Raw genomic sequence first — 24,338 nt, forward strand, 5'->3', positions numbered from 1 at the left:
TCGTTTATCGGCACATCACGCAGCGATATGCCCGTGCTAGCCGCGCGGCGAGACGACGAACACGCAATGCCCATGGCATTCGCCGGCGCATTGGGACTCCACCGACTGCGACGCGGGCCCCCTGTTTTGCCCTTCCGCGACGGTGTCGTTGACCCAGTCCATCGCGCCCGCGAACCACCCCGCGAACATATAGCAGAGCTTGCCGCGTGCTTCCGGTTGCGCCAACACGAATGAAGAGAAATGTAGATGCACCACCGCGTGTGCACGCGTCGGATCGGATTCGACGATGGTGAACAATCCCCAACCGCGTTGCGACAAACGGTTCAAGTAGTGCGCGAACACCGCCATGCCACTGATGCCGTGCTGCGCCGCTTCCTTGTCGCACCAGTGATAGGCCGATTTGTATCCGGCCTTGTACAGACTCTCGGCATAGACTTCCCGGCCCAACGCTTCTTCGACCGCGATATGGTTGTTCGTAAAAAAATGCCGGGGCACATACAGCATCGGCAAAGCGTCCGTCGTCCAGACACCGGTTTCGGGATCGACGTCGATTGGCAGTTGCGGTTGCATCGCAAAAATTCCTTTTTTGGCATGAATGCTTTCGCGCACGCCCAGACCGGGCGCCGCGTGTTCGGACGGCGGAAAACCCGTTGCGCCGCTCAGACGGCCCAGACGTCGCCGAAGATCCGCATCCAGTTTTCGCCCATGACTTTTTTGATACGCGCCTCGCCCCAGCCGGCGCGCTGCATCGCCACCGTCAGATTCGGAAACTCGCCGATCGTGCGGATCCCTTCCGGATTGACCACCTTGCCGAATTTGGTCAGCTCGCGATACCGACCCTTGTCGTGCGTGATCCAATCGAAGAACTCGGTCGAATAGCCTTGCGTGAAGTCCGTGCCGATGCCCACCTTGTCTTCACCGATCACATCGATGACGTACTCGATCGCTTCCAGATAATCCTCGACCGATGCATCGATGCCCCGCTTCAGGAACGGCGCGAACATCGTCACGCCGACGAAGCCGCCCGCATCGGCGATCTCTTTCAATTGTTCGTCGCTCTTGTTGCGCGGATGTTCCTTCAAACCCGAGGGGCAGCAATGCGAATAACAAACCGGCTTCTTCGAGGCCGCAATCGCTTCCGACGACGTTTTGCCGCCCACATGCGAGAGGTCGACCATGATGCCGACCCGGTTCATTTCCTGGATTACTTCGCGACCAAAGCCGGACAGACCACCGTCGCGTTCATAACAGCCGGTGCCCACCAGATTCTGCGTGTTGTAGCAAAGCTGGACGACATTGACGCCCAGCTCCTTGAATGTCTCGATATAGCCGAGGTTGTCCTCGAAGGCGTGGGCGTTCTGGAAACCAAAGATGATGCCGGTCTTGTTCTGCGCCTTTGCCGTCAGGATGTCGGCCGTCGTCCGGACCTGCATCAGGATGTCGCTGTAGGCGCGAATCTGCTGCTTCATCTCCGCGATGTTATCGATGGTTTTCTGAAAGCTTTCCCATACCGAGACGGTGCAGTTCACCGCCGTCACGCCCCCTTTTCGCATATCGTCGAACACGGACTTTTCAAAGCGGGAGATATTCAGACCGTCGATGATGATGCTGTCGTCGTGCAGGGTAGACATCGTGTGCTCCGCGGTGGCGTGGTCAAGTCGTGCATCTATTTTTGATGCGCCTATTCCGCGTCAATTTTCGTTTTCAGACGTGTTCTTGTCCTTTTCCGACACCGACGTCGAATTCCGGCAAGTCGCGGTTTTGGGCGCCGTGGCATGGACTCGGGATAACGGCCCGTGCGCCGTTATCCGGATTTCCCCAGGGGGCGCGTGTAAACGGCCCCCGGTGATTTTTTTCGATGGCATAGTGTGCCCAGCACGATGTAGAAGAATAATTGCCGGGACGCCCCATGTCACCAGAACGCATCGCATCGCTGACGCATTTTGCGCTGATGCCACTGCCCAATTTCACGATGATTGCGTTCGTCAACGCGATAGAAGTGCTGCGGATGGCCAACTATCTTATGGGCCGAAATATCTACCGTTGGACCGTGATCACGCCCGAGGGCGGCCCGGTCAGTGCCAGCAACGGATTGGCCGTCGACAGCATGGCGGCCGACGCGTGCGGCACGCCCGATATGGTCTTCGTCATCGGCGGGATCGACGCGCAACGCGAGACGCGGCCGGAGCATCTCTCCACACTGCGACGCTTCTCACGGCAGGGCAGCGCGCTAGGCGGCCTCTGCACCGGCACCTATGCTTTGGCCCGCGCCGGTCTGTTAGAGGGATATGCGTGCGCCATCCATTGGGAAAATCTGTCGGCGCTGAAAGAAGAGTTCACGCAAACCCGCTTCCTCAAGGAATTATTCGTCATCGATCGCGACCGGGTGACCTGCACCGGTGGCGTGGCGCCGCTCGATATGATGTTGCATCTGATCGCGCCGCGGGTGGGCACCGCCATCATCACGCAGATCGCGGAACAATTCATTATCGAGCACGTGCGCGATACGTCGGCCCAGCAGAAAATGCCATTGGTCGCGCGCCTGGGTTCAGCGAATAAATCGCTATTCGAAGCAATCGCCTTGATGGAAAGCAATATCGAGGAGCCGCTTTCACGCAATGCGCTGGCGAGCCTGGCCGGCATGTCGCAGCGACAACTGCAACGGCTGTTCCGGGAGCACCTTGGTGTGACGCCCACGCACTATTATCTGACGCTGCGTTTGCGTCGGGCGCGCGAGCTGCTGATGCAAACCGATATGTCGATCATGACGATCACCGTCGCCTGCGGCTTTCAATCGGCTTGCCATTTCAGCAAGTCGTATCGCGAAGCGTTCGGCACCGCCCCCACCACGGACCGACGCCGTCAGTTGCCGAGCCTCGGCACCCTCGTCGGGGGCGTTCGCGCCGCGGCTTAGCGGCTATACCCGGCGCGCGTCGTTGCTGATTTACGTGCGCAAAGGCGCCGCCGCATCGAGCATGATGCGCACGAAGTAATCGGCGAAACTGCGGCGAATGATCAATTCGAACGTGTCTTCGGCAGTCTGCATCAACGTAAGCGATGCTTTGAAGTAAAGGCTTTGCGCGCACTGGCCGATCGTGAAAACGCGCGGGTGCAGATCGAGCGGGCAACCGCGGGACAACACGTCGCGCACCTGGCTGCCGCTGATATGCAGCACGGTATACCCACTGCCGACATCGGTGGCAGACGCGAAGGTCGTGCCGAATCGCGTCCGCAGCGCTTGCTCGAGCGGCGCGGCGGATGCGGCGTCGTGCGGCAGCGTCGAGCGCGCAAGCCATTCATCCGGCCCGAGCCAAAGCACATCGTGATGCGTGCCCCGCGCGACGGTATTCGGTTGCGTCGGCGGACGACAGCCGAGGATCGATTCGCTCGCCTCGACGAACACCGGATCGCGCGCATCGCCACGAATATTCACCAATTCGAGAAACGGCCGTTCGCGCAGACGGAAGACCGTCTTGTCGCGCGCCTGATCCGCGCCCAGCAATGCATCCAGCCCAACCAACGGCGACTCCTGCCACACCCCGGCGGCCAGCGCGCGGTCGAGCACATCGGCCGTGACGTTCGACTCATTCAACATGTTGCCGCGCTCCTTCACTGTCGTAAAACACCGTGCTGCTGATCGTCGCGCTGACATTCTTGCCGTTTGCGAGCGGAATATTGACGGCGGTCCCTATCTTGTCGAGGCCGCCCTTCACCACCGCGAGCGCAATCGAACGTTTCAAGATAGGGCTGTAGTAACTGGACGTCACGTGCCCCAGCATCGGCACGATGGCGGTGGCGCCGGACATCGTCACCGGCGCGGCCGTGATTTGCGCGCCCTCGGGCAGGACCTGCTGCGAATCCGTCGTCAGTAAGCCGACCAACTGCTTGCGACCCGCCTTATTGGTATCGGATCGCGAAAGGGAACGCTTACCGATGAAGTCCTTCGACTTCGCCAGCAGACCGCCCATGCCGATATCCCCAGGGGTCATCGATCCATCGGTATCCTGGCCGACGATGATATAGCCCTTCTCGGCGCGCAATACATGCATCGTCTCGGTCCCGTACGGCGTGATGTCGTACGCCGCGCCGGCAGCCATCAGCGCTTCCCAGACCGCACGGCCCACATTGGCCGGCACGTTGATCTCGTACGCCAGCTCGCCGGAGAAGCTGATCCGCATGACGCGCGACGCCGCGCCGGCCACCGTGCCGTTGCGATAACTCATAAACGGAAACGCCGCATTGGCAAAGTCGATATCGCTACAGACCTTCTGCAAGACCTTTCGACTATTCGGCCCAACCACCGCGAACGTGGCCCAATGATCCGTCACCGATGCCAGCCGCACCTTCAAATGCGGCCATTCGGTCTGCAGCCATCGCTCCATCCATGTCAGCACGCGCGCGGCGCCGCCCGTCGTCGTCGTCATCATGTAATGCTGCTCGGCGAGACGCACGGTGACGCCGTCGTCGAAGACCATGCCGTTCTCATCGAGCATCAGGCCATAGCGGCATTTGCCGATTTCGAGCTTGCTCCACGGATTGGTATAGACCCAGTTCAGCAACGTGGCGGCATCCGGGCCTTGGATATCGATCTTGCCGAGCGTCGAGGCGTCGAGAATGCCGACACTGCCGCGTACGGCCAGGGACTCCCGTTGAACCGCCGCATGCATCGACTCGCCATTGCGCGGGAAGTACCAGGGACGCTTCCAATTACCGACGTCCTCGAAGGCGGCGCCCGCTTCCACATGCCATTCATGCACGGCCGTTTTTCGGATCGGATCGAAGAAATCACCGTGCTCGCGACCGCTGATCGCGCCGAACGTCACCGGCGTGTAATTCGGCCGGAACGTCGTCGTGCCGGTTTCGGCAATGGTCTTTCCCAGCGCCGAGGCCAGGATCGCCATGCCGTTGATATTGCCCAGTTTGCCTTGATCGGTGCCGAAACCCATCGCCGTATAGCGCTTCACGTGTTCGACCGATTCGAAGCCTTCGCGTGCCGCGAGGAAGATGTCGGCAGCGGCCACATCGTTCTGAAAATCGATGAATTGCTTCGGCCCACGGGTCGCCAGCGTCCGATCGCCGACCAGCCATAGGGGCAAACTTGCCGCGTCGGCACGCGCGTCCACGTGCGGCACGCGCGGGATGACGCCGTCGAAGCCCGCCGCCCGCGCTGCCGCGACACCGGCGTGCAGCGCCAAGGGCATGCTGTGCGCAAGCCTGAAATCACCGGCGCACGCGCCGATGCTGACCTCCGGCTGAACGCTGACGCCCGGCACAAAGCACGCGGCGGCCTCATCCCATCGCGCCTTGCCGCCGGACTGGGCGAACAGATGCAGGATTGGCGACCAGCCGCCGGACATCGCGAGTAGGTCACAGTGCAGCGTGCTTTGCTGCGTTCCCAAAACGCCGCCGTTATACGGCACGATTTCGACGGCGGCGATGCGCGTGCTCCCCCGCGCCGCCTTGACGACGCTATTGTGGCGAATCTCGATATCGCGGGCACGGCATTGTGCCGGTAGCGCGCCGCCCGACTGCGTGCCACGCGGATCGACGACGATCACTTGTGCGCCGGCATCGCGCAAATCGAGCGCGGCTTGATACCCGTCGTCGTTGTTCGTGAACACGACGGCATTGCGTCCCGGCAACACGCCATAGCGACGGAGATAGGTCGATACCGCCGACGCCAGCATCACACCCGGCAGATCGTTGTTGCCGAATACGAGCGGACGTTCCTGCGCCCCGGTCGCCAGTACCACCCGCTTCGCGCGAATCTTCCACAGCAGCTCTCGCGACCCCTTGCGCGCGGCTAGCGGCAAATGGTCGGTCAGGCGCTGCGCCACCGTCAGGAGGTTGTGATCCTGATAACCGAAGACGGTCGAACGCGACAGGATGCGCACCTCGGGCATGGCGCGCAACGCCGCTTCGGTCGCGCCGACCCAGGCCATCGCGGGTTCGCCATCGATACGTACTGGGTGATGCAGCAAAGCGCCACCGAGTTCGGGCTGATCGTCGACCAGGATCACGCGCGCGCCGGAAGCGCCCGCAGCCAATGCCGCGGCCAAGCCGTTCGGACCGCCGCCGACGATCAGGACATCGCAATGCGCGAAGCATTTGTCGTAGCGGTCGGCATCGGGTTGCGTGGGGGCCGTTCCCAGGCCGGCCGCATCGCGGATCAGCTCCTCATACTTCGGCCAGAAACGGCGTGGCCACATAAACGTCTTGTAATAAAAGCCGGCCGGAATGAAACGCGCGATTTTCTGGTTGATCGCCAGTCGATCTTTTTCGAGACTCGGCCGCGCGTTGACGCTGGATGCCACCAGCCCATCATAGAGCGCAATCTCGGTTGCGCGCGCATTGGGGACCGTATGAGCGCCCGTCTCCAGTTGCACGACCGCATTCGGCTCGGCCACATCGGCCGTGACGATGCCGCGCGGGCGGTGATATTTCCAGCTGCGCGCGACGAAGTGCACGCCATTGGCCAGCAGCGCCGATGCCAGCGTATCGCCCTGATAGCCTTGGTAACGCCGTCCGTTGAACGTAAAAGTCAGCGGCTTCGTGCGATCGATGCGACCGCCAGCCGAAAGTCGATCCGCTTGGCTCATGATTCGCTTCCTTGTTGTTGCTGGGATGCGGCAGGCAGCGCCGTCGAATGCGACGCGTGTTGGCTGTCGACCAGGGGACTGTCGAACAAGGCGTATTTTTGGAACACATAGCTAACCGTATCGCGCTCGGCCTTGAACCAACGCCGGCAGCCCTGTGCATGCAACCATTGTTCGCGGTGCAGTCCCCGCGTGTTCTGCCGCATGAACAGATAGTCGCCCCACTCACGGTCCGACATCGTTTCGCCTTCCAGGGGACGTGCGATATCGGCCTCGCCACCGCAGGTAAATTCGCTTTCGGCACGTGGCCCGCACCAGGGACATTCGATCAACAACATGATGCTTCTCCTCCATTCCTGGGTCGCCGGATGGACCGGCAAGCGACAGCCATGCTGACAACGCCTCAATGCGCGACGGCGGCCGCGCCGTGTTCGTCGATCAGATGCCCGGTGTAGAAGCGATCCAATGAGAACGGCGCATTCAACGGATGCGGCTGATCCTGCGCGATCGTGTGCGCATAGACCCAACCGGAACCGGGGGTAGCCTTGAAGCCGCCGGTACCCCAACCGCAGTTGAAATACAGGCCCTTGACGTCGGTCTTGCTGATGATCGGGCAGGCGTCCGGGGTCACGTCGACAATGCCGCCCCACTGCCGGTTCATTCGCACCCGAGACAAGGTGGGGAACATCTCGACGATCGCTTCCAGCGTGCTTTCGATGACATTGAAACTGCCGCGCTGGCCATAACCGGTGTATTGATCGACACCGGCGCCGATGACCAGATCGCCCTTGTCGGATTGACTGATATAGGCATGTACCGCATTGGACATCACCACGGTATTGATGATCGGTTTGATCGGCTCGGAAACCAGGGCCTGCAACGGATGGCTTTCGAGCGGGAGACGCACGCCCGCCATATCCGCAAGCGTGCTGGTATTGCCGGCGGCGCAGATGGCCACTTTCTTCGCGCTGATCAGTCCTTTCGTCGTCTCGACGCCGGTTACTTGCGTGCCGTCCCGGCGGATGCCAATCACCTGGCAGTTCTGGATGATGTCGACGCCGGCCTGGTCCGCGCCGCGTGCAAAACCCCAGGCCACCGCGTCATGGCGTGCGACGCCGCCGCGCCGCTGGATCGATGCGCCCAGCACCGGATAACGGCTGTTCAGATTGATCGTCGGCTCGATCTCCTTGATCTGCTCCGGCGTCAGGTATTCCGCATCCACCCCGTTGAGCCGATTGGCATTGACCCGCCGCTCCGTGTCTCGAATATCCTGTAGCGTATGCGCCAGATTCAGCACGCCGCGCTGACTGAACATCACGTTGTAGTTCAGGTCCTGAGACAGCCCCTCCCACAAGGTCATCGCTTTCTCGTACAGCGCGGCCGATTCGTCCCAGAGATAGTTCGAGCGCACGATGGTCGTGTTACGCGCGGTGTTGCCGCCGCCAATCCAGCCTTTCTCCAGGATCGCGACATTGCGCACGCCTTGCACGGTCGCCAGATAATAGGCGGTGGCCAGGCCGTGGCCGCCGCCGCCGACGATGACGACGTCGTAGGCCTTTTTAGGCTCGGGGCTCTTCCACTGGCGTTCCCAATTTTCGTTATAGGACATGCCATTGCGCAGCAGGCTGAAAATCGAGTAGCGGCTCATGGCCTGACTCCTTCAAAGCGGGGGATTCATCGGCACGGTCCGATTGCCGCAATCGACGCCGTTGCCGGCCCAGATGGCACATCCGGCACCCTGGCCATTTGATCCTGACGGAAATGTCAGCGATAGAACGAATCTGCCATCGGCGTGGGACGGCAGCGGCATCGGCGAATATTGGGTTTGCCCAGGCACAGTGCTATCCTTGTGGCCATGAAATCCTCGCCCGCCCACTCCGCCGATGGCGCCGGCAAAGACCGCATCCGTTTCGGCATCGTTCTGCTGCCGAATTTCACGCTGACGGCCTTTTCCGGTTTCGTCGATCTGCTCCGCCTGTCGGCCGACGACGGCGACTTCAGCAAGCCGGTGCGGTGCACGTGGACGGTCGTCGGCGAGACGCTTGCGCCGGTACGCGCCAGTTGCGGCATCCAGATTTCGCCCTGGGTCACGTACGAGGATTGCCAAGCCGGCGATGCGGCGGAATCGTTCGACTATGTCGTCATCGTCGGCGGGCTGTTGCACTCGGGGCCCGCCACCGGCGATGCCACGCTGCAATTCATCCGTGCCGCCGCCGCGCGCGACGCCACCTTGGTCGGGCTCTGTACCGGCGTCTTTTCGCTGATGCGTGCCGGCGTGTTGAATGGCTATCGCGTCTGCGTCAGTTGGTTCCATTATTGGGATTTCATCGAACGCTTTCCGGAGGCCGACGAGAAGCGCCTGGTCGCGGACCGCCTTTTCGTCATCGACCATCGTCGTATCACCTGCTCGGGCGGACGGGCGTCGATCGATGTCGCCGCCGCCATCCTGCTGCGCCATTTCGAGACATCGACGGTACAGAAGGCACTGCGCATCCTGCTCGTCGACGATATCCAGAACGGCAATGCGCCCCAACCGCATCCCCCCGGCCTCGCACCGGCAACGCACCCGAAGGTCAAGCGCGCAATCCTGTTGATGGAGCAGCACGTCGGCCGCTCGCTGTCGCTCGATGCGCTGGCGCAGAAGCTCGACCTGTCCACGCGACAACTGGAACGCCTTTTCAAGACGGAGACCGGCACGGCGCCGCAGGCTTACGCCAAGCAGATCCGCCTGCGCACGGCCGCCTGGTTATTGAACAGTTCCGACAAGACCGTTGCCGATATCGCATCGAGTTGCGGGTTTTCCGATGCCTCGCATCTGGGACGGGAGTTCCGCAAGCAATTCGGCATGCCGCCGGTGATGTATCGGGAACAGCGCGGAAAAGCGGGACTCGCAGCCCACGCCACGCCGGCCGTCGGCACCGCGATCGACGCGCTGGGCGCCGACCCTGCGTCGGGAACAAACAGCGACGGGCATATCGATCGACGCGACGACACGGCGCGCCTCGATGAAACCTTTCCGGGACGCGCGCGGGCAATGTGACGGCCACAACGCCGCTTGTCGGTGTCGTTGTCGGTGTCGTTGTCGGAGCCGCTGTCGGGGCGGTGCTGGCGCTTTCGTGCGGCACGCGCCAGGTGCGTCAACCATGCCGCTCACTGCTGGGGGCATGGCCGAATTGCAGGCGATAGGCTTTGCTGAAATGCGCCGGCGAATGGAAACCGCAGCGCGCGGTAATACGGGCGACCGATGCATCGGAGTTGCGCAGCAGATCCCGTGCGCGACGGAGTCGCATCGACAGGTAGTAGTGCGTCGGCGTCACATTCAGGAAGCGCTTGAACATGCGCTGCAGATGCCGCTGCGACAGCGATACGAGCCGCGCCAACTCATCCAGCGACAACGGCTCTTCGATATTCGCCTCCATCAAGCGCACCGCTTCGATTAATTCCTGCCGTGAGAAGCCAACGCGCGCATCGACCGGGATCGGCTGAAAGTCGCTCGAGCCCCGAATACGCTCGACGATGAATTGCTCCGAGATCTGGGCAGCATGCGCCTGCCCGAGCCGCATGGCCACCAACGTCAGCATCAGATCCAACGGCGCCGTGCCGCCAGTGCAGGTCAGGCGGGTGCGATCGATCACGAACAACTCGTCGGCAAAATGCACGTCCGGATAGTCCGCATGCAACGGCGACATGTCTTCCCAGTGAATCGTGCACTGGAAGCCATCGAGCAGATTCGCGGCGAGCAAGGCATACGCACCGGTGCAGATACCGCCCAAGGGCACGTTCTGCGCATCGACCTTTCGCAGCAATGCAATAAGCTGCGCATCGACGTAGTCCCGCACCTGCCATCCGGCACAGGCGAGCAGCACATCCGGCATGCCGCTTTGCGCCAATGTCTGCGTCGGCTTGACCGTCAAGCCATTGCTCGCCTGGACGGGCCGGCCATCCGGCGTGATCACCGACCACCGATAGTGCTCGGTGCGTCCGACATAGTTCGCCATGCGCAGCACCTCGACGGCACTGGTGAAGGCGATCATCGAGTAATTCGGCAAGGTCAGAAAGCCGATGTGCGCGATCGACGACATCAGCGCGCTCTCACGCTTCATGCAGCCTCAGCTTTGTTGCGTGGTGGGCGCGCGACCCACCTTGAACAGCTGACGCAAGCCTGCGAACAACGGTGCGCGCACCGCGCCGGGACCGCGGCCGAAGCTTTCGGTGACGCGATCGAGGATGATCGCCAGCAGCACGACGGCCAGGCCGCTTTCGAAGCCCAGCCCCACATCGAGGCGCTGAATCCCCGCCAGCACATCGTTGCCGAGCCCGCCGGCGCCGACCATCGACGCGATGATCACCATCGATAAAGCCATCATGATGGTCTGATTGACGCCCGTCATGATCGACGGCAGCGCGTTGGGAAACTGAACCTTATATAGCAACTGCCACGGCGTGCAACCGAAGGCCTGCCCCGCCTCGACGATTTCGCGATTGACATGTCGGATCCCGAGCGCGGTCAGACGCACGGCGGGCGGCATCGCAAAAATCACCGTCGAAAAGATACCCGGCACCCGGCCCAGACCGAACAGCATGGCGGCCGGAATCAGATAGACGAATGCCGGCATCGTCTGCATCAGATCGAGCACCGGCCGCAACAGCGTTTCGACCAGGCGATTCTTCGCCATCCAGATGCCCAACGGGACGCCGATCAGCAAACTGAGCAAGGTCGACGTCAATGTCAGGCCAAGCGTGACGATCATCTGATCCCAAAATCCCGTGCCACCGATCAACAGCAAGGCCAGCAACGTAAACAAGGCGAAACGCCAGCCGACGCGCCACAGTCCGATCGAGACGAAGATCGCGATCATCAACCACATCGGCACCGCTTGCAGCCCGTGCTCGACGCCGGAGGCGAACGCCTCGATGACTTTACCGAAGGCATCGAAGGCAGCGGCATCGTGTGTCAGCAGGTATTGGACGCCGTCATTGACCCAAGCGCCTAGGGGGATGCGTTCAGCCATGGGTGCCTCGATGTCGCGTCAGTGCCTGGAGCACATTGGTTTTATTGACGGAACCGCAGTAGATGCCGTCATCGTCGACGACCGGCAGCGGCGAGCGGCTCGACACCACGGATGAAACCACATGCGCCAAGGAGGCGTGCGTGTCGAGACAGTCGGTATGCAGCAATTCGGCCGAGGCCTGCCCGCTGTCGTCGCGACAGACGAAACCGCGGATACGATGATGCTGATCGAGAACGAAGGCGTAATCGGCGCTGCCGTTCAAGGTGTCCGCCACCGTGCTCACGGCGATGGGCGCGCTGGACGCCCCATCGACCCGAATCACCGGTACCGCATCCTGCTGCATCAGGTCGCCGGCAGTCAGATAGCGGCTCGTATCGATACCGTCGAAGAAGGCGCGCACATAGTCGTCCGCCGGGTGCGCGATGATGTCCTGCGGCGTGCCGATCTGCACGACCCGCCCGCCCTCCATGATGGCGATACGGCTGCCGATCCGCAGCGCCTCCTCGAGATCGTGCGAAACGAAGAGGATCGTGCGACGCTGCTCGCGCTGCAGATCGAGCAAGACGTCCTGCATTTCCTTGCGCTTCAACGGATCGAGTGCCGAAAACGCCTCGTCCATGATCATCAACGAGGGATTGACGGTCAGCGCGCGCGCCAGGCCGACGCGCTGCTGCATTCCCCCCGACAGCTGCGCCGGCAGCTTGTGGGCGAAGGCGGCAAGCCCCACCTGCGCCAGCACCGTCATCGCCCGTTTCTCACGCTCCTTGCGGCTCACGCCCGCGACCTCCAGGCCGAAGGCCGCATTCGACAACACCGAGCGCTGCGGCATCAACGCAAAGGATTGAAACACCATGCTCATATCGGTACGGCGCAAGGCGGTCAACTCGGACGCATGCGCGCGCGCCACATCGCGACCGTCGATCAGCACCTTGCCCGCGGACGGTTCGATCAGGCGATTGATCAGCCGGATCAGCGTCGATTTACCGGAGCCGGAGAGGCCCATCAGCACGAAGATCTCGCCTTCCTGCACGTCGAAGGTCGCATTGTGGACGCCGACGATCTGCTCGGTGCGGCTGAATACCTCTTCCTTTGTCGCGCCGTTGGCCAGCATGTCGAGCGCAAGCTTCGGGTTATTCCCGAATACCTTGCACAGTCCCTCTACCACGACCTTCGGAGATGTCATCGCCTGTGCTCCTGACGTGCCGGACCGCGTCCGCGCTGTGCCTCCATAGTTCCCAGCCAAAAGTGCCGCGAACCGCCTAATTGCGACAAACTCATGTGGAAAAACGACACGCGGCGTCCTAAAAAGGCTTATCGGGCCCATTATCTATCTGATAAATAACACTTTTGAGATACCTAACGTGTCGATCCGGGCGCGCACCGCGCACCCTCCCCGTCAGGCTCGGCGCGCTCCCCGCGCGCACGCCGAGAGCGCCGGACGCGCATAACGATCGATGAAATGCTTCGTTATCGGCGCGGCAAGCGACAACTACACTCTGTCGATCATTGTTATCGGGAGCCCGTCATGCGCACCGCGCGCCAGCTGCACCTCAATACCAATATCACCGGCCTGGGACGCCATCCGGCAGGCTGGCGCACCTTGCATCGCCCGAATGCGATCGTCGACCTCGATTTTTTCGTCGAGATCGCCAAGACGGCGGAACGCGGCAAGCTGGACGCCGTGTTCCTCTCGGACGCGCTGGCGGTACAGGGCCATGCGAGCGGCCCCTCTCAATCGCTGGAACCCACGGTGCTGTTGACCGCCCTGGCCTGCCACACATCGACGATCGGGCTCGTCGGCACCGCCTCTACGACCTTCAACGATCCGTTCAATCTGGCGCGTCGTTTCGCTTCGGTGGACCATTTGAGCAAGGGCCGCGTGGCGTGGAACGTCGTGACGACCTACGATCCCGCTGCCGCCGCGAATTTCGGGGCGGCAGCGGCGCCTGATAAATCGGCGCGCTATGAACGGGCGGAATCGTTTGTCGAAGTCGTCAAGGCATTATGGGATAGCTGGGAAGACGGTGCGCTGCTCGGAGACGGCGCCACTGGACGATACGCGGACGTCGCCCGCGTCCACGCGATTGCGCATCACGACCGTTTCTTCGACGTCGAAGGCCCGTTGAACGTGCCGCGCAGCCCGCAAGGCCGCCCGGTTCTGATCCAGGCCGGCGGCTCCGATGCCGGCAAGACATTGGCCGCGCGCCATGTCGATGCGGTATTTACGGCGCAGACGACGCTATCCGGCGCGCAGCAGTACTACGCCGACCTCAAGTCGCGCGCACGCGCCTTCGGCCGTGACCCCGATCATCTGTTGATCTTGCCAGGACTCTATCCGGTCATCGGCGGCACGGTCGCCGAGGCCTTGTCGCGAAAAGCCGAAATGGATGCACTGCTCGATCGCAGCAACGAGCTGAACAAGTTCGCCCATGCCTTGGGTATCGATGCGGACGCTCTGAGCTTGGACGCCCCGCTGCCGTATGCGCTGATTGCGGCCAGTCATCGCACCCATCGTTCGACCGGGTTCGTCGACGCCACGCTGCAATTGGCAAAAGCGGAGAACTTGACGGTGCGGGACCTGCTCGATCGGAATCCCGGCGCGCATCGGATGATCGTCGGGACGCCCGAGCAGATCGCCGACAATATCGAGACATGGTTCCTGCAGCGCGGTGCCGATGGTTTTAATCTGAACGCCGATGTGTTTCCGTCCGGGCTCGCCGCGTTTGTCGATCATGTCGTACCGCTGCTGCAACGCAAGGGGATCTTCCGCACCGACTACGAAGGTAGGACGCTGCGGGAGCATTACGGTTTGCCGAGGCCGGAAAGCCGTTATGCCGCCGCATCGATGAATGTCGCCGACGCGGACGCCGCGTTGCGCGCCGGCGAGGCACGCGCCTCGGCCGAGTGATACGCATCGCGGCCTGACCGGTATTGCCCCGTGCGCAGGCGTAATCATGCCGAGCCTTCACATCCTTGCGATGCGAAGGCTTTTTTACGTCAAGGCTTGGGCACGATCTGCGCGTTGTAACGCGGATCGAATTCGATATCGACCTTGATGGATCGCTTGATGTCGCCCGATTTGGCCAGGGTATCGGCGATCTTCTGCTCGCTGACGAACAACGTTTGATCGAGCGGATAAAACACCGAGGCACCGCTGTCCGCGGCATATTTCGCACGCGCCGGGGTTTGCTTGATGCGTTCCTGGTAGATCTGCTGAACCGCATCCTTATGCGATGCCCACCATACCCACGACCGACTCACGCGTGTCAGAAAATCACCGAGCGCCTGCTGCTTTGCCGGATCGTTCAACACATCGCTTCGTGCCGCAAAGACCGACAAGGCGGGGATCTGCAAATCGTCGCTTTTATACAGGACTTTTGCCTCCCCGCGATCGAGCACTTCCTTTATCGGCCCGACACCGCCCGAATAGACATCCACCTGTCCCGACGCGAACGCCGAGGCGGAGACATTGCCATCGCCGAATCGGACCGCCTGGATATCCTTCGGTCGCAAGCCGGCATGGACATACGACAATACATATTGCAGATAATTGAAGCCACCGAAGTTATAGCCCCACGTATGCCCCTTCAATTGCGCCGGCGTCGTGATGCCGGACGTCGTTCGCACGGCGGTCACGATCGGCGGGAAACGGGCATCGGGATTGCGCCACGCCGCCACAATGCGCAGCGGCGCGTTTTGCGCCGTCCACGCTTCCCGCGCATTGCCCTGCTCGACAATCAGCGAGGTGTCGCCCATCAAACCGACATCGAGCACCTTCGAATACAGCGCGGAAAGCTGCGCGGCCGGTCCGGTCAACACGGCCCATTTGACCTTGTAGGGCGTTCCGTCCAGAACATGAGAGGCATCGATGATCAGCGGCCAGGCGGGATCTTGCGTTCCGATCTGCAACGTGATCGGCTCGGCGGCCAGCGCGCTTTGCGCCACGGCCGTTGTCAACGACAGGCCTACCGCCATCGACAACAGCGCCTTCGCGCCGCGCTTCATGGCGTCACCCCCAGCGCCGCCAACAGCGTGGTGCGCAGTGCCAGCCTCGCCCGGTCGGGCGCCAAGGCTTGGAAGGTGCCGAGCGCTTTCGCCACGTCGATATCGGTATCGATGGCGCCGTTTTTTAAGACGACGATCCGATCGGACAATTGCATCGCTTCGTCCAAGTCATGGGTGACGAGCACCACCGCCGGACGGTGCTTGCGCCAGAGATCCCCTACCAAATCGACCATCCGCATCCGCGTCAACGCGTCGAGCGCGGCGAAAGGCTCATCGAGCAGGAGCAAACCGGGCTCGGTCACCAAGGCACGGGCCAACGCTACCCGCTGCGCCTCGCCGCCGGACAGCGTGCGTGGCCAACCGTCGGCATGGCGATCGAGCCCGACCTCGCCGAGTGCCCGCACGGCATCGGGGCGCGCCGAGCGAATGCGCGGATGCCCGATCACGACATTGCGCCAGACACGGCGCGATGGCACGAGCCGCGGCTCCTGAAAGACGACGGAACGGACCTGCGGTACGCGGATGTGGCCCTGGTCCGCGCGCTCGAGCCCCGCCAGGATCCGTAGTAGCGTGGTCTTCCCGGCGCCGGACGCACCGATCAAGGAGACGAATTCGCCACTACGCACGGTCAGGTCGATGCCTTTCAACACGGTCCGTCCATCGAAGGCATGTTGCACATCGCGCATCGTGACGGCTTCTTCGGTCAGCTCGGCGCGTCCGAGGGAGGACCGCACCGTCGGGCCGGGCACCCTGTCGGACACACCGACATGCCAGTCGGCTGTCCCTTCCGGCGCCAGTAATCCTGCATCGAGCGACTCGCCGGCCCACGGCGACGGCGGAGAAAATGAGACGGAATCAAAGCGCAAGGCGAGCCCTCCAAGGTAGTGCCAACTGTTCGACGACACGCAGCATCAGATCGGTCAGGATGCCGAGCGCGGCATAGACGACGATGCCGGCGATGATGATGTCGGGACGCTGATTCTGGTTTGCATTGATCACGATGTAGCCGATGCCGTTCTGTGCATTGATCTGTTCGGCCACGACCAGCGCGAGCAAGGCGACACCCGACGCGTACCGCACGCCAACCAGAATGCCCGGCAAGGCGGTGGGCAACACGATCCGCCACGCCGTGCCTGCGCCGCCCAATCCGAACATCCGCGCCGCTTCGATTAATTTGGGATCGACGCCACGCACGCCGGCGAAGGTACTCAAATACATCGGCACGATACACGCGGCCACGATCACCGCGAGTTTTGCACCCTCGCCGATCCCGAACCACGTGATGAACAAGGGGATCAGTGCGATGAAGGGAATCGTTCTCAGCATCTGTAGCGGCGAATCGGCGATCTCTTCCCCGAGTTTCCAGAATCCGGCGACCAATCCCAATATCAGGCCGATACCGCCGCCGATGGCGAGTCCATCGGCGGCACGCCAGAGCGACACGACAATCGCAGCGGCCAGTTCGCCGTCCTGTGATATTTCGCGAAAAGCTGCGACGATATCGGCCGGCGACGGCAACGTCTGTGGCGCCACGCGACCGGTCGCGCACACCCATTGCCAGATCAGCACGATAAGCAGCGGCACCGCGAGACGCAAGGCACGCCCGCGCCATTGCACCGCATGCGTGCCAAACCGGGATATCGTATTGCCCGCAGGCAGATCGATACGACGCAATGGGCGTTTCTCCGACGAATCGGCAACGGAACGTGCTGCGGCATGCCGCGATGACACGGTGTGGCCATCCAGCGCGTCCAGCGACGCGGTGCTTAGCTTGTACTCGGGCATGCTCATATGCGCCGCCCTCCTCTCGCGGAAATGGAATGGATTCGGCAGCCGCGCCGCGGAGGATCGATCGTCACGATCGCATTTCCCGGGAACGGTGGAAAACGGCACGTCCAGCCGATGCATGCACAGCACGATGTCTCGAAACAGCGCATCATGCTTTAAGCGCATTCTCCAATCCGCAGCCGGCGACCCAAACCATGCATATCGCGAAAGCAAAGCAGGAATTTGCATTACCCGGATCTTTCGTCGAATCCTATACTGCTTAGCAAAGGATCGCCCGCTGAAAAAGGCATCTCATATTCGAGGAGTGTTTCATGTCACAAACCCATCGCGGCAAGGTGTATTGGGTCACCGGCGCGTCCGGTGCGTTAGGCGGCGCAACGGCAAAGCGACTCGCGGACCAAGGCGCGCGCGTCATCGCCTCCGGGCGTACCGTATCGCGTGCGCACTTTCCTGAAACACCGGATATCGAGATCGTGCCGCTCGATATTACGGACAACGATGCAGTGGTCCGCGCGGCCGCCGATATCGTCGGTCGTCATGGTCGTATCGATGGCGTGGTCGTCAGCACCAATGTCGGCGCCTTCGGTGACTTTCTCGATTTGCAGGATGAGGATTGGCAGCGCGTGCTGGATGCCAAGCTGCTCGGCTCGGTTCGCGTGATTCGGGCGGCGTTACCGACCTTGATCGAACAGAAACAAGGCAGCATTGTCGCGATCAGTGGCCGCGGCGGCATCGATCCGCCACCCAATCATTTTCCGGGCGCGAGCGTCAATGCCGCACTCGATCTATTGATACAAGGTATTGGTCGTCGCTATGGCCGCTTCGGCATCAGGGCGAATACCGTCGCACCCGGTCCGATCCGGACGCCACGTTATGAGCAGATGGAAAAAACCGCGGGCAAAGGGAGCGAGGCCGACCCGTATAGCAAGATTGCCTTGGGCGGCCCGGGCGAGGCCGACGATGTCGCAGATGCGGTGAGCTATCTGCTGTCGGACGCGTCCCGTTTCGTCAATGCGTCCAAGCTTGCCGTCGACGGCGGCGGCCCGGGATATCCGAATTGAGGTGATACAAAAAGCCCGAAGGCCTTCGTCGATCGGGTCAGGCCGCGCCGCCCGCCGCTTCCGCCTTCGAAATCTGCTTATAGCTGGGCGTTCCGTCCGGGAGCGCCGGCCCTTGCTTCACGTGGTTGCGCGCGCCGCACATCGGGCAGCGGAACAACAGTCCTTGGCCCTCGTTGTGGATGTCGACATCCGACAGTCGCCATTCCGCGCCGCAGGGTTGATTGATGCAAGTGAACATGATGTATAGAAAAAGACGTCAGAATCCGCATCATATAGCAATCCAACCGTCGCCCGTCGTAAAAACGGGGCAGCGACGCGGGGTCATGCCGTGGCGGATCGCCGCCCTCCTTCAGGACACCCGCGCGCAAAATCAGTTGCGCCGACTTTCATCGCCCGACTCGAGACCGCTATCGGGGCAGGGACCGGTCGTGTCGCGGCAGACCAAATGCACCGGTAAAACGTCGCGTACCGCGGCAGCAATGCTCCCGGTCTTGATCCGATCGACCAAGCGCCGCGCCGCCGTTTGCGCCATCAACGCGACCGGCTGGCGAATCGAGGTCAGCCGCACCAGGGGCGACCCGGCAAGCGGCATGTCGTCAAAACCGACGACGGATAGACGGCCCGGCACCGGCACCCCGTAGCGCTTCGCCGCTTCCAGCACGCCCAGCGCTATCGTATCGTTTCCGGCGACGATCGCCGTGACCGGGCTGGCACCGCCCACCATCGAAACCGCGCTGGAATAACCCGCCTCCGACGTATAGTCGCCCCACACCAAAGCGAGATTATCCGGCGCGACACCGTTGTCGGCAAGCCAGCCGACCACCCCTTGCGCGCGATCGCGACTGGTCGATGTATTTCGCGGCCCCATGACCAGTCCGATTCGTCGATGCCCCAATTGATAAAGATGCTCGGCAGCCAAGGCGCCCGCATGCACGTTGTCGATTTCCACCGTATCCACCGGCACATTCTCGACGGCGCGCACGACCAAGGCCAGCGGCACGCCCCGACGCTGCATCTCGGCCACGATCGGCGAGTCGAGCGTGGCGGTCGCGAATATCAGTCCATCGAGATAGCCATCGATCAACGGTCGAAAAGTCATGATCCGGCCGGGCTCGGTCATCGGGTCGATCATCAAAGCAATTTGATACCCGTGCGCGTTCAGCGCTTCATACAAATGCGTCAAGAGCACCGTCATAAAGGGATTGTGCAACGCGCCCACGACGACGCCGACCAGCTTGGTCGCCGTCCGACGACTGCGCGGTCCCTGCGCGGGCACGCGATAGCCAAGGCGGGCGGCCGTCGCACGCACCGCCTCGCGCGTCGCTTCGCTGATCGCGGGATGCCCGGCAAGGGAACGTGACACGGTCGATATCGAGATGCGCAATTCATCCGCGACGTCCTTCAATCTCACGGCCGGTAGCGGCGCGGAATGCGAATCCGTTTCAGCCTGCGCGTCTGCCGATAACGCCTCACTTGCGCTCGTTTGCATGCAAGCCTCCTCCATCTCGATAAAATAATCTAACGTCTTTTCAGTAGCTTGCCTAGTAATCGAGGGTAATTTCCTAGCTTTTGCATTGCATTTGCATGGGCCGTTTGCGCTATATTTTGCTTCGACGAATCCGCCCGTGTCGCCCGGTTCATCGCGTCGACGGACCTTTCCGAGGCGGATGCCGGCTTCCTTTTTGAGATGCCGATCTCGCCCATAACGGAGCACGCATGCTGCCGCAAACCCCTCCTTTCTCCTTGAACGGCAAATCGGCGCTGGTCACCGGCGCAGGGCGTGGACTGGGCTTGGCGGCAGCGGCCGCGCTTGCCCAGGCGGGCGCCGACGTCACCCTGCTAGCGCGCTCTCGCGATGCCCTGGCGGCGGCCTGTGCGGAAATCGACGACGCCGGCGGCCGGAGCCGCTACCTCTGCGTCGATGTCACCGACGCCGCGGCACTGGACGCGGCACTGCGCGACGCACCGGATTTCGACATCGTCGTCAACAGCGCGGGCACGAATCGCCCCAAAGCGCTGGTCGATGTCGAAGATGCCGATATCGACGCCGTGTTCGATCTCAACGTCAAAGCGGCATTTCGGCTTTGTCGAACGGTCTCTAAAAAGATGATCGCCGCGGGAAAAGGCGGCTCGATCATCACCATTTCATCGCAAATGGGCCATGTCGGGAGCCCGAGGCGAACCGTCTATTGCGCATCGAAACACGCGATCGAAGGGATGAGCAAGTCGCTCGCGTGGGAGCTTGGTCCGCATGGCATTCGCGTCAATACCGTCTGCCCGACGTTTGTCGAGACCGCATTCACGGCCGACATGTTCCGTGAGCCGGGCTTCCGGGAATGGGTATGCAGCAAAATCGCACTCGGACGCGTCGGCCGCATCGAGGACATCATGGGCGCTATCGTGTTTCTCGCCAGCGACGCGTCGGCGTTGATGACTGGCAGTGCCTTGATGCTCGACGGCGGCTGGACGGCCGTCTGAGTGCCTCTTAGCAGTGGGGCCGCGTCAGCCGGCCCCTTGTCATTGGAGATATCACCGTGAATGCATCGACACTGACCGCGAACAAGCCGGTCGCCATCGTGGGCGCAGGACTGGTCGGCGCGGGGTGGGCCATCGCGTTCGCACGTGCCGGTCTGAGCGTCCGGATCTACGACGCCAACGCCGAGATCGCCGCGAAGGCGATTCCCTGGGCGGCGGACCAATTGGCCGCACTGCACCGGCACGGCCTCCTCGACGAGTCGCCGGACACCGTCATCCGCCGACTCTCGCTCGCACCCACGCTCGACGCCGCGCTGGACGGTGTCGCTTACGTTCAGGAGTCGGTGCTGGAGCGCGTCGACGTCAAGCGAACCCTGCTGGAATCGATCGATGCCTGCGCCGACGATACGGTGATCATCGGCAGTTCCAGCTCCGGCATTCAAGCCTCCCTCTTCGCGAATGATTTGCGCATTTCGCCGCGCGTGCTGATCGCGCATCCGGTGAACCCGCCCTACCTCGTACCGGTCGTGGAAATCGTGCCCTCGACACAGACTTCTTCCGAGACGATCGCTTTCACGGACCGTTTGATGCGCGGCATCGGTCAGAGTGTCGTGCACGTAAAAAAGGAAATCCAGGGTTTCGTATTGAATCGCCTGCAGGCTGCGTTGCTGCGCGAAGCCTGGGCCTTGCAGCGGGACGGCATTGCCAGTTGCGAGGATATCGACAAGACGGTGCGGGACGGCTTGGGATGGCGCTGGTCTTTCATGGGGCCTTTTGAGACGATTGATCTGAACGCGCCGGGCGGCGTGGCCGACTACGCCCGTCGCCTCGGTCCGCTTTACCATGAAATCATCGCGTCACGCGACGGTGACGGGCCTTGGGACGCCGACTGGATCGCCAGTGTCGAAGCGGACCGACGTCAACATCTGTCTGCGGACGACCTGGCCAGCCGACGCGATTGGCGCGACGAACAATTGATGGCATTCGCCGTGCAGCGTCGGCACGCGACGTCGAAGTAAAGTGAAAGGCGATGCGCAATTGGAGCTCAAACAACTCAAATATTTCGAGATAGTCGCGCGCGAAGGCAGCCTCTCGCGCGCGTCGGCGATCCTCGGCGTCAGCCAATCGATGCTGACGCGACACGTGCAGACGTTGGAGCAAACGCTCGGCGTCTCGCTGCTGTACCGCACCGGACACGGCATGCAATTGACCGATGTCGGCAAGAAGTTTTTGATCGGCGCCAGCGATATCGTCAATCGAAGCGATACGCTCGCCAATCAAATGCAAGCGCTACGCTCGATTCCGGGCGGCACGGTGACGATGGGTATGCCGCCGATGCTCGGTGAATTCCTGTCGGTGCCTCTGACGCAGCGCTTCCGCATCGCGTTTCCCGAAGTCCGGCTGACGCTGCGCGAAAGCTTCAGCGGCTATCTGCTGGAGTGGCTGATGACCGGCCAGTTGGACATCAGCGTCTTGTATAACGCGTCCACCGTGCATACCGTCAATATCGAGCCCTTGCTATCGGACCAGATGCTGCTGATCGGTGCCCCTGGCACGATGCCCGGGAGCGACCAAGACGAGAGCATCCCTTTCGCGCAAACGATCGACCTGCCCTGGATCCTGCCCGCGCGCCCCCATGGTCTGCGCACGCTCGCCGAGAATGCAGCCCTGCATCTTTCGTCGAAACTCAATATCGCCATCGAGATCGATGCGATGGTGGCAATACTGGATTTGGTGGAAGCCGGGGAAGGCTTCAGTATTGCCCCGTATGCGGCCGTCAGCCGACGCATTGAACGGGGCACGTTAGAGGGGCGGCCCATCGTCGACCCGACGCTATCGGGTGTCCTGTCGATCGCGTTCTCTCCCAGAAAAGAGGCCACGCTCGCCATGAAGGCGCTGTACCGGATCGTCCGAGAAGAAACGGATGCCTTGGTACGAAAAGGCATCTGGCGCACCGCAAGCTGACCCCTGCACGTCACAGCGCGGCCGTCTTCGACAGCACACGGTCTTCCTCTTCCTCCGGACCGGCACTCGCGCCGACCTCTCCCCGCGCGCGCGCCTCGGCGAATGTCGCGGCCGGCAAACACAGAATCAGAATCCCAGTGCATGCCAGCACGGCCCCCAAGGCATACGTGCCATTATTGAGATTGCCGGTCAACTGACGCATCACATTGGTGATCATCGACCCCGCGATGCCCGATAGGCTGCCGAAGGAATTGATCATTGCGATGCCGGCCGCAGCGGCCGTGCCGGTCAACAGGCTGCCGGGATAGGTCCACACGACCGGCGTCAAGCCGATGATGCCCGCCGCCGCAAGGCTAAGGAAGGCCATCGCCAGCGGCAGATTGTGTTGAAACGCCGCGCTGAGAATCAGGCCGAGCGAGCCGGCAAATGCCGGTACCGCGGCATGCCAACGCCGTTCGCCCGTCTTGCTCGAATGCCAGGTGTTGAAGACCATCGATACGGCAGCGGCGACGAAGGGAATCGCCGACAACAAGCCGATCGACAGCGTATCGCGCACACCCGATTCGCGAATGATCGACGGCAGCCAGAACGACAGGCCGTAGAAGCCGGTTGCATAACTGAAGATAATGCCGGCAACCACCCAGACACGATAGTCGCGTATCGCTGCACCGAAATGGAACGATTTGCCGCCCTGCTCCGCGCGCAGATTGCGCTCCAGCATGTGCTTCTCGTCGGCGGTGAGCCAGGGCGTTTTCGCGATATTGTCGGACAAACCGAAGTACACCCAGAACGCCAGGAGAATGGCCGGCGTGCCTTCGATCGCCAACATCCATTGCCAGCCATCGTACCCGAACCAGCCTTGCGACTGATGCATCAGCCATCCCGACAGCGGTCCCCCGAATACAAGACTCAGCGGCAAGGCCAGCAACAAGCCCGATGTCATCTTCGTCTGCCGATGCGACGGAAACCAATAGTTGATATACAGCAGCATCCCTGGATAGAAACCGGCTTCGCAGCAACCCAACAGCAAGCGCATGATGTAGAACATCGTCGCATTGCCGAAACCGAAGAAGTGCGCTAATTCGGCCGTGAACATCGTCCCAACTGAGACGATGCCCCAACTGAACATGATGCGCGCGATCCACAGCCGGGCACCCACGCGGTGCAGGACCAGGTTACTCGGAATCTCCAGCGCGATATAGCCGATGAAGAACATGCTCGCGCCCAATGCAAACGCCGAGTCACCGATACCGAGATCGCCCAGCATCTGCAACTTGGCGAAGCCGATATTGACGCGATCGAGAAAAGACACGGTATGACACAGGAACAGGATCGGCACGATGCGCCACAACACCTTCTTGTACAAGCGTTCTTCGGCATCCGCATCGTTACCACCGGGCACGACCGCACTTCGATTTATTGGCATTATTGTCTCC

22 protein-coding genes are annotated in these 24,338 nt (G+C 61.9%); 7 read left to right on the forward strand and 15 right to left on the reverse strand.

Annotation, left to right across the window (positions count from 1 at the left end; translation table 11 throughout):
- Positions 1-36: 36 nt before the first annotated feature.
- Entirely contained in the window at positions 37-570 is a 534-nt protein-coding gene (locus ABEG21_RS15120; RefSeq protein ID WP_347557468.1) for a DUF5943 domain-containing protein, read from the reverse strand.
- 89 nt (positions 571-659) lie between these two features.
- Positions 660-1,631, reverse strand: a complete 972-nt coding sequence (locus ABEG21_RS15125; protein ID WP_347557469.1) for a dipeptidase — start codon at positions 1,629-1,631, stop codon at positions 660-662.
- A 278-nt stretch (positions 1,632-1,909) separates the two neighbouring features.
- Here ABEG21_RS15125 and ABEG21_RS15130 point away from each other — a divergent pair, with 278 nt between their 5' ends.
- Positions 1,910-2,914, forward strand: coding sequence for a GlxA family transcriptional regulator (locus tag ABEG21_RS15130; RefSeq protein WP_347557470.1), 1,005 nt, complete (start codon positions 1,910-1,912; stop codon positions 2,912-2,914).
- A gap of 30 nt (positions 2,915-2,944) precedes the next feature.
- Here ABEG21_RS15130 and ABEG21_RS15135 read toward each other — a convergent pair whose 3' ends face one another.
- The 4 genes from ABEG21_RS15135 to ABEG21_RS15150 form a co-directional block, all read right to left on the reverse strand.
- Positions 2,945-3,595, reverse strand: a complete 651-nt coding sequence (locus tag ABEG21_RS15135; RefSeq protein ID WP_347557471.1) for a sarcosine oxidase subunit gamma — start codon at positions 3,593-3,595, stop codon at positions 2,945-2,947.
- Complete coding sequence (locus ABEG21_RS15140; protein ID WP_347557472.1) at positions 3,585-6,599, reverse strand: sarcosine oxidase subunit alpha family protein; 3,015 nt, start codon at positions 6,597-6,599, stop codon at positions 3,585-3,587. The genes ABEG21_RS15135 and ABEG21_RS15140 overlap by 11 nt, the downstream gene beginning before the upstream one ends.
- Positions 6,596-6,934, reverse strand: coding sequence for a sarcosine oxidase subunit delta (locus ABEG21_RS15145; protein ID WP_347557473.1), 339 nt, complete (start codon positions 6,932-6,934; stop codon positions 6,596-6,598). Before ABEG21_RS15145 ends, ABEG21_RS15140 begins: the two co-directional genes overlap by 4 nt.
- A 65-nt stretch (positions 6,935-6,999) precedes the next feature.
- Positions 7,000-8,244, reverse strand: coding sequence for a sarcosine oxidase subunit beta family protein (locus tag ABEG21_RS15150; RefSeq protein WP_347557474.1), 1,245 nt, complete (start codon positions 8,242-8,244; stop codon positions 7,000-7,002).
- Between the two features lie 207 nt (positions 8,245-8,451).
- Between ABEG21_RS15150 and ABEG21_RS15155 the strand changes: the two genes are divergently transcribed.
- The gene (locus tag ABEG21_RS15155) at positions 8,452-9,636 is read left to right on the forward strand and encodes a GlxA family transcriptional regulator (RefSeq protein ID WP_347557475.1); all 1,185 of its coding nucleotides are present in this window, start codon (positions 8,452-8,454) and stop codon (positions 9,634-9,636) included.
- A 97-nt stretch (positions 9,637-9,733) separates the two neighbouring features.
- On the opposite strand, the gene ABEG21_RS15160 is transcribed toward ABEG21_RS15155, so the two are convergent.
- Genes ABEG21_RS15160 through ABEG21_RS15170 form a run of 3 tightly spaced genes read right to left on the reverse strand, consistent with a single transcriptional unit; the run spans position 9,734 to position 12,791 of the window.
- The gene (locus ABEG21_RS15160; protein WP_347557476.1) at positions 9,734-10,699 is read right to left on the reverse strand and encodes a GlxA family transcriptional regulator; all 966 of its coding nucleotides are present in this window, start codon (positions 10,697-10,699) and stop codon (positions 9,734-9,736) included.
- Positions 10,700-10,705: 6 nt separating this feature from the next.
- On the reverse strand, positions 10,706-11,608 hold the full coding sequence (choW, locus tag ABEG21_RS15165) for a choline ABC transporter permease subunit (RefSeq protein ID WP_347557477.1): 903 nt from the start codon (positions 11,606-11,608) through the stop codon (positions 10,706-10,708).
- Positions 11,601-12,791 (reverse strand): glycine betaine/L-proline ABC transporter ATP-binding protein, encoded by a 1,191-nt coding sequence (locus ABEG21_RS15170; RefSeq protein WP_347557478.1) that lies wholly within the window; start codon positions 12,789-12,791, stop codon positions 11,601-11,603. Before ABEG21_RS15170 ends, choW begins: the two co-directional genes overlap by 8 nt.
- 342 nt (positions 12,792-13,133) lie before the next feature.
- On the opposite strand from ABEG21_RS15170, the gene ABEG21_RS15175 reads away from it, so the two are divergent.
- The gene (locus ABEG21_RS15175) at positions 13,134-14,516 is read left to right on the forward strand and encodes an LLM class flavin-dependent oxidoreductase (RefSeq protein ID WP_347557479.1); all 1,383 of its coding nucleotides are present in this window, start codon (positions 13,134-13,136) and stop codon (positions 14,514-14,516) included.
- A gap of 89 nt (positions 14,517-14,605) precedes the next feature.
- Here the strand turns inward: ABEG21_RS15175 and ABEG21_RS15180 are convergent, their stop codons facing one another.
- The 3 genes from ABEG21_RS15180 to ABEG21_RS15190 are packed head-to-tail and all read right to left on the reverse strand — an operon-like array spanning position 14,606 to position 17,566.
- Positions 14,606-15,613 (reverse strand): ABC transporter substrate-binding protein, encoded by a 1,008-nt coding sequence (locus ABEG21_RS15180; protein WP_347557480.1) that lies wholly within the window; start codon positions 15,611-15,613, stop codon positions 14,606-14,608.
- The gene (locus ABEG21_RS15185) at positions 15,610-16,479 is read right to left on the reverse strand and encodes an ABC transporter ATP-binding protein (RefSeq protein WP_347557481.1); all 870 of its coding nucleotides are present in this window, start codon (positions 16,477-16,479) and stop codon (positions 15,610-15,612) included. Before ABEG21_RS15185 ends, ABEG21_RS15180 begins: the two co-directional genes overlap by 4 nt.
- Complete coding sequence (locus ABEG21_RS15190) at positions 16,469-17,566, reverse strand: ABC transporter permease (protein ID WP_347557482.1); 1,098 nt, start codon at positions 17,564-17,566, stop codon at positions 16,469-16,471. Before ABEG21_RS15190 ends, ABEG21_RS15185 begins: the two co-directional genes overlap by 11 nt.
- A gap of 146 nt (positions 17,567-17,712) precedes the next feature.
- Here ABEG21_RS15190 and ABEG21_RS15195 point away from each other — a divergent pair, with 146 nt between their 5' ends.
- Complete coding sequence (locus ABEG21_RS15195) at positions 17,713-18,462, forward strand: SDR family oxidoreductase (RefSeq protein ID WP_347557483.1); 750 nt, start codon at positions 17,713-17,715, stop codon at positions 18,460-18,462.
- 37 nt (positions 18,463-18,499) lie between these two features.
- Here the strand turns inward: ABEG21_RS15195 and ABEG21_RS15200 are convergent, their stop codons facing one another.
- Positions 18,500-18,700, reverse strand: coding sequence for a hypothetical protein (locus ABEG21_RS15200; RefSeq protein ID WP_347557484.1), 201 nt, complete (start codon positions 18,698-18,700; stop codon positions 18,500-18,502).
- A gap of 132 nt (positions 18,701-18,832) precedes the next feature.
- Positions 18,833-19,951 (reverse strand): LacI family DNA-binding transcriptional regulator, encoded by a 1,119-nt coding sequence (locus ABEG21_RS15205; protein WP_347557485.1) that lies wholly within the window; start codon positions 19,949-19,951, stop codon positions 18,833-18,835.
- A 227-nt stretch (positions 19,952-20,178) separates the two neighbouring features.
- Here ABEG21_RS15205 and ABEG21_RS15210 point away from each other — a divergent pair, with 227 nt between their 5' ends.
- The 3 genes from ABEG21_RS15210 to ABEG21_RS15220 are packed head-to-tail and all read left to right on the forward strand — an operon-like array spanning position 20,179 to position 22,902.
- Positions 20,179-20,940 (forward strand): SDR family NAD(P)-dependent oxidoreductase, encoded by a 762-nt coding sequence (locus ABEG21_RS15210; protein ID WP_347557486.1) that lies wholly within the window; start codon positions 20,179-20,181, stop codon positions 20,938-20,940.
- A gap of 56 nt (positions 20,941-20,996) precedes the next feature.
- Positions 20,997-21,956: a 3-hydroxyacyl-CoA dehydrogenase gene (locus ABEG21_RS15215; protein WP_347557487.1), complete on the forward strand. Its 960-nt coding sequence runs from the start codon at positions 20,997-20,999 to the stop codon at positions 21,954-21,956.
- A gap of 19 nt (positions 21,957-21,975) precedes the next feature.
- Positions 21,976-22,902 (forward strand): LysR family transcriptional regulator, encoded by a 927-nt coding sequence (locus tag ABEG21_RS15220; RefSeq protein ID WP_347557488.1) that lies wholly within the window; start codon positions 21,976-21,978, stop codon positions 22,900-22,902.
- 10 nt (positions 22,903-22,912) lie between these two features.
- Here the strand turns inward: ABEG21_RS15220 and ABEG21_RS15225 are convergent, their stop codons facing one another.
- Positions 22,913-24,328, reverse strand: coding sequence for an MFS transporter (locus tag ABEG21_RS15225; RefSeq protein ID WP_347557489.1), 1,416 nt, complete (start codon positions 24,326-24,328; stop codon positions 22,913-22,915).
- Between the last annotated feature and the right edge of the window lie 10 nt (positions 24,329-24,338).

Source organism: Robbsia sp. KACC 23696 (assembly GCF_039852015.1).
Taxonomy (GTDB): domain Bacteria; phylum Pseudomonadota; class Gammaproteobacteria; order Burkholderiales; family Burkholderiaceae; genus Robbsia.

Coding starts and splice junctions, on each gene's coding strand:
- ABEG21_RS15175 (WP_347557479.1), top strand. CDS start 13,134: ATGCGCACCGCGCGCCAGCTGCACCTCAATACCAATATCACCGGCCTG.
- ABEG21_RS15155 (WP_347557475.1), top strand. CDS start 8,452: ATGAAATCCTCGCCCGCCCACTCCGCCGATGGCGCCGGCAAAGACCGC.
- ABEG21_RS15150 (WP_347557474.1), bottom strand. CDS start 8,244: ATGAGCCGCTACTCGATTTTCAGCCTGCTGCGCAATGGCATGTCCTAT.
- ABEG21_RS15225 (WP_347557489.1), bottom strand. CDS start 24,328: ATGCCAATAAATCGAAGTGCGGTCGTGCCCGGTGGTAACGATGCGGAT.
- ABEG21_RS15125 (WP_347557469.1), bottom strand. CDS start 1,631: ATGTCTACCCTGCACGACGACAGCATCATCATCGACGGTCTGAATATC.
- choW (WP_347557477.1), bottom strand. CDS start 11,608: ATGGCTGAACGCATCCCCCTAGGCGCTTGGGTCAATGACGGCGTCCAA.
- ABEG21_RS15130 (WP_347557470.1), top strand. CDS start 1,910: ATGTCACCAGAACGCATCGCATCGCTGACGCATTTTGCGCTGATGCCA.
- ABEG21_RS15135 (WP_347557471.1), bottom strand. CDS start 3,595: ATGTTGAATGAGTCGAACGTCACGGCCGATGTGCTCGACCGCGCGCTG.
- ABEG21_RS15190 (WP_347557482.1), bottom strand. CDS start 17,566: ATGCGCTTAAAGCATGATGCGCTGTTTCGAGACATCGTGCTGTGCATG.
- ABEG21_RS15140 (WP_347557472.1), bottom strand. CDS start 6,599: ATGAGCCAAGCGGATCGACTTTCGGCTGGCGGTCGCATCGATCGCACG.
- ABEG21_RS15180 (WP_347557480.1), bottom strand. CDS start 15,613: ATGAAGCGCGGCGCGAAGGCGCTGTTGTCGATGGCGGTAGGCCTGTCG.
- ABEG21_RS15160 (WP_347557476.1), bottom strand. CDS start 10,699: ATGAAGCGTGAGAGCGCGCTGATGTCGTCGATCGCGCACATCGGCTTT.
- ABEG21_RS15145 (WP_347557473.1), bottom strand. CDS start 6,934: ATGTTGTTGATCGAATGTCCCTGGTGCGGGCCACGTGCCGAAAGCGAA.
- ABEG21_RS15195 (WP_347557483.1), top strand. CDS start 17,713: ATGTCACAAACCCATCGCGGCAAGGTGTATTGGGTCACCGGCGCGTCC.
- ABEG21_RS15210 (WP_347557486.1), top strand. CDS start 20,179: ATGCTGCCGCAAACCCCTCCTTTCTCCTTGAACGGCAAATCGGCGCTG.
- ABEG21_RS15200 (WP_347557484.1), bottom strand. CDS start 18,700: ATGTTCACTTGCATCAATCAACCCTGCGGCGCGGAATGGCGACTGTCG.
- ABEG21_RS15170 (WP_347557478.1), bottom strand. CDS start 12,791: ATGACATCTCCGAAGGTCGTGGTAGAGGGACTGTGCAAGGTATTCGGG.
- ABEG21_RS15120 (WP_347557468.1), bottom strand. CDS start 570: ATGCAACCGCAACTGCCAATCGACGTCGATCCCGAAACCGGTGTCTGG.
- ABEG21_RS15205 (WP_347557485.1), bottom strand. CDS start 19,951: ATGCAAACGAGCGCAAGTGAGGCGTTATCGGCAGACGCGCAGGCTGAA.